The 2925-nt window shown below is 74.1% G+C and carries 6 protein-coding genes; 2 read left to right on the top strand and 4 right to left on the bottom strand.

The annotated features are described in order from the left end of the window. Both AB0P35_RS41835 and AB0P35_RS41830 read left to right on the top strand, forming a co-directional pair. Positions 1-309, top strand: a 309-nt coding sequence (locus tag AB0P35_RS41835) for a DUF6286 domain-containing protein (RefSeq protein WP_363521793.1), incomplete at its 5' end; no start/stop codon positions are given. A 54-nt stretch (positions 310-363) separates the two neighbouring features. After that, positions 364-942: an alkaline shock response membrane anchor protein AmaP gene (locus tag AB0P35_RS41830; RefSeq protein ID WP_363521790.1), complete on the top strand. Its 579-nt coding sequence runs from the start codon at positions 364-366 to the stop codon at positions 940-942. A gap of 252 nt (positions 943-1194) precedes the next feature. Here AB0P35_RS41830 and AB0P35_RS41825 read toward each other — a convergent pair whose 3' ends face one another. The 4 genes from AB0P35_RS41825 to AB0P35_RS41810 form a co-directional block, all read right to left on the bottom strand. Then, on the bottom strand, positions 1195-1605 hold the full coding sequence (locus tag AB0P35_RS41825) for a gas vesicle protein K (RefSeq protein ID WP_363521787.1): 411 nt from the start codon (positions 1603-1605) through the stop codon (positions 1195-1197). Continuing rightward, positions 1602-1844, bottom strand: coding sequence for a gas vesicle protein (locus AB0P35_RS41820; RefSeq protein WP_095877937.1), 243 nt, complete (start codon positions 1842-1844; stop codon positions 1602-1604). Before AB0P35_RS41820 ends, AB0P35_RS41825 begins: the two co-directional genes overlap by 4 nt. Continuing rightward, a complete protein-coding gene (locus tag AB0P35_RS41815; RefSeq protein WP_363521784.1) occupies positions 1841-2635 on the bottom strand; it encodes a GvpL/GvpF family gas vesicle protein in 795 nt (264 codons plus the stop codon). The genes AB0P35_RS41820 and AB0P35_RS41815 overlap by 4 nt, the downstream gene beginning before the upstream one ends. After that, positions 2632-2925: gas vesicle protein (locus tag AB0P35_RS41810; RefSeq protein WP_363521781.1), on the bottom strand; the 294-nt coding region annotated here is incomplete at its 5' end. The genes AB0P35_RS41815 and AB0P35_RS41810, both read right to left, overlap by 4 nt.

Raw genomic sequence — 2925 nt, 5'->3', positions numbered from 1 at the left:
GCGCTCACCCCCGGCCGCCGACACCTCCTGCCCATGGCGGCCCCCGACGACCCGGACGCACCACAGGCCGCTCTCGACCGCGACGGCGCCGCACGACTGCTGCGCGATGCCGCCCTGCGCGTGCCGGGCGTATCCCACGCCGACGTGCGAGTTCGCCGACGCCGGATCAACGCCCGCGCGCAGGTCAGCTTCCGCGACCTGGAGACCGTGCACACCGAGGTCACCGAAGCGCTGACAGCGCAGCTTGACGCCCTCGCCCTCGCCCGGGTGCCCCGGCTCACAGTCCGAGCCCGCCGGCGCGGCCCGTGACGGTGCCGGCGCAGCGACACAGACCGCGGGCCCATCGCCACACGAGACGACCTGATGAACTCTCACTCCGTCCTCAACCGGACCTTGCTGGCCGTCGCCGGCCTGCTCGTGCTGACCGGCGGGCTGGACCTCTACCGGCGCTGGAGTCTCGACCCGCCCGCCGACTGGCCCCTCACCGGCCCGCACGACACCCTCCTGCCGGTCCAGGACCGCACCCGCTGGACGGACGAGGACTGGTGGTGGCCGACCGTCATCGCCGCCCTGGCCATCCTCACCGCCCTGGCCCTGTGGTGGCTCCTGGCACAACTCCGCCACCGGCACCCCGGACGCCTGCCGGTCGGCACCCCGCCCTGCGACGGCGTCGAACTGCACGACGCCGCACTCGACGACGCCCTGGCCGCCGACGCCGCCCGACTCCCCGGCGTCCACAAGGCGCACGCCCACCTGACCGGTCACGCCCACCGTCCCCACGCCACCCTCGACCTCACCCTCGATCCGGACGCCCGCCCCCGCGACATCCTCCCCGCCCTGGAAGGCACCCCGCACCGCGCCCGCCGCAGCACCGGATGGGAGCAACTCCCCGCCCGGGCCACGCTGCGCGTCGCCTCCCACCAGCCCCACCGCGCCGAGTGACCGGCGACGGCCAGCCCGCGGGCAGCACCAGCAGGCCGGCTCGAAGAGCACGAACGACTCCTTCCCGGGCACTGTCGCCGAGCAGGTGAGGGGCCGGCTCGGTGTGGTCTTCGTGCCCTCGGGCTGAAACGGCGGACATCACCTTCGACCAGAGCGTTCGGTCGAAGTACCGGGCCCGTCCGGCGGGAGCGGGGACGAGCGGACTGCAGGCCGGCAGTCGGCTTGCCCGTGCCGCGCCCGGAGCTGCGGGTGTCAGTCCGGTGGTGGGAGGAGGGTGCCGAGTGGGCCGAGGTCGAGGTTGAGGTCCTGGAGGGTCAGGCCGTAGCGGGTGCAGAGTTCGGTCATGCGGTCGTGGAGGGCCATGAGGGTGGCGCCGAGGGTCTCTTCCTGTGCGTCGGTGAGGTCGCCGGACTCGACGCGGTGGAGGGCCTGGCGTTCCATAAGCTGGCGCAGGAGTTCGACGATGGTCAGGACCAGCTTCATGAGGTCGTGTTCGACGGTGTCCGGGCCGGTGGTGATCCTCCGGGCCGGGGCCCGGGGCCCGAGGGCGAGGAGCCGGGGCTGAGGGTCGTCGCGGGGTGTGGCCGGCAGCAGTCGGAAGGCGCGGGTGGCCGCTTCGGCGACTTCGTCGAAGCGGTCGGAGGGGCGGGGTGCGCCCGTCATGGCCGTTCGGGTGGTTGTGGGACGCCCGTGGCCCAGGGGGCGGGGTGCTGTTCGCTGATGGACACGATGAGTGCCCGCAGTGATATCCGGACGAGGTCGATGTCCGCGATGGACAGGACGATGTCGCCGGTGAGGACGACGCCGCTGCCGAGCAGGCGGTCGAGCAGGTCGATGAGGGCGACCTGGCGCTGCGGCAGGGGGGCGTCGGGGGTGGCCGGCCGGCCGTGGGCTGCCTTCACGGCGCGGTGTCCTCCTCTTCGTACGGGGCGGCGAAGGAGTAGGGGGCCCAGGGGCCGGTGACGTCGACCCGGACCCCGGGCAGGCCGTCGGTCGACCGCATCACGTCGGCCCGGAAGGCCTCCGCACGTTCCACGGGGACGAGGTAGGCGTCGTTGGTGACGTTGGTGCCGGGCCCCGGAGCGAGTTCGCCCTGCTGGACGCGGTGGCGGACGCGGTCGACGGCGTGGAGCCGTGCGGCTGCGTCGATCCGCTCGGCGGCCGTCCGGGCCGCGTCGTAGCCGTCCTGCCGGAGGTCCTGTTCGGCCCGGCGGTGGCGGAGGTAGGCGCGTCCGGGGCCGAGGTCCGCCGGCGGGGGCGGCGGCGGGGTGGCAGGGGCGTCGAGATAGAGCTTGACCCCCCACTCCAGCCGGTCGGCGAGCTGGGTGAGGCGATCGAGGAAGGCCTCCTGCCGGGCGTCGAGCACGGCACGCACGCGGCCGTCGTCGAGGTGGACGGTGGCCAGCCGCAGCGGCAGGACGGTGGTGTGCGCCGCGATCGCCTCGATCACGCCGTGGTGGGTCCGGGCGACCTCCTCCAGCCACGCGAGTTCCTCCAGGTGGCGTCGGAGTGCGGTCTCGTCGAAGTCCTCGGCGGGCACCGGGCTCACGGCGGCCACCGGGTCACGGCCGTGTGTGGGCTCCACGAGGTGGACCCGCGAGGCGGCCACCCCGGTGAGGGCCGCGACGACCTGCGGCAGTCCGTCGGTGTACCGGGCGACAGCGTAGGTGTAGGCGAGGTACGGCCCGGTCATAGCTCGTCCCCCGCGTCGGGGCGCGTGCGGGGCGGTGTCCGCTGCGCGCGTGCGGGCCGGCGCGCAGGCTCCTCGTCGGCGCCCGCGGCAGGTGGCAGGGCCGCCTCGGCCCGCAGGGCCTCGAGCTGGTCGCGCAGGCGCCGGTTCTCCTCCTCCAGCGGGTCCCGACTCCCGGCCCGGGAGGAGAGCGAGGGATCGTGCTCCCACCAGTCGATGCCCATCTCCTTGGCCTTGTCCACGGAGGCGATCAGCAGACGCAGTTTGATGGTGAGCAGTTCGATGTCGAGGAG

The sequence above is a fragment of the Kitasatospora sp. NPDC085879 genome (assembly GCF_040686255.1).
In the GTDB taxonomy this organism is placed as follows: Bacteria; Actinomycetota; Actinomycetes; order Streptomycetales; family Streptomycetaceae; genus Kitasatospora.
Note: the sequence above shows the minus strand (reverse complement) of the source record. Positions and strands in the feature narration are given on the sequence as shown.